Origin of the sequence: Bacillus sp. SIMBA_005, assembly GCF_046535585.1 — a bacterium.
In the GTDB taxonomy this organism is placed as follows: domain Bacteria; phylum Bacillota; class Bacilli; order Bacillales; family Bacillaceae; genus Bacillus; species Bacillus pumilus.
Genome location: NZ_JAWRWI010000193.1, coordinates 1 through 302, shown reverse-complemented (window position 1 = coordinate 302; position 302 = coordinate 1). Strand labels below are relative to the sequence as shown.

1 protein-coding gene is annotated in these 302 nt (G+C 39.1%); it reads left to right on the top strand.

Annotated features, from left to right (window positions below):
* Positions 1-302: hypothetical protein (locus SB660_RS19720; protein ID WP_410583953.1), on the top strand; the 302-nt coding region annotated here is incomplete at both ends.

Genomic DNA, 302 nt, shown 5'->3' with positions numbered 1-302 from the left:
ACAGGTGGGGTAGCTGGAGACGATATTACACAAGGTCTTCCACGTATCCAAGAGATTTTCGAAGCACGTAATCCAAAAGGTCAATCTGTTATTTCTGAGATTGCTGGTACGGTATCAGATATTACTGAAATCCGTGAAGGTTTAAAAGAAATTACAGTACAAGGTGATGTAGAAACTCGTAAATACCAAGCGCCTTATAATGCACGTCTAAAAGTCATCGAAGGTGACGCAATCGAACGTGGTCAAGTATTAACAGAGGGTTCTATCGATCCAAAACAATTATTAAAAGTAAAAGACGTTTC